The 275-nt window shown below is 61.1% G+C and carries 1 protein-coding gene; it reads right to left on the minus strand.

Translation table 11 applies throughout. From position 1 onward, the window contains the following. Positions 1 to 14: 14 nt before the first annotated feature. Positions 15 to 275, minus strand: a 261-nt coding sequence (locus tag SB659_RS19410) for a hypothetical protein (RefSeq protein ID WP_410551581.1), incomplete at its 5' end; no start/stop codon positions are given.

Genomic DNA, 275 nt, shown 5'->3' on the forward strand with positions numbered 1-275 from the left:
TGTGATCGCTATCATCAGCTCGCTATCCCGTCTGTTCGTGTCGGATCGGAGCGAAGTGTATCGATCTCGTATATCGTGCGGACGACCGTGACGCGCGCCGTCAGCGTCGTCAGCAGGGCGATGATGATCATCGTGGCGAAGATGCCGAAATAGCCGAGCACGCCGACAGAAAAGGTCCCGAAAAGCGCGGTGGCCTGGTCAGTCTGCGGTGTGGCGATCGTACGGCTCTGCAGGAAGCCGGCGGCGGCAAAAAACAGCGCTGCCACACCGCTGCC

The sequence above is a fragment of the Arthrobacter sp. SIMBA_036 genome, assembly GCF_046535135.1.
Classification (GTDB): Bacteria; Actinomycetota; Actinomycetes; order Actinomycetales; family Micrococcaceae; genus Arthrobacter.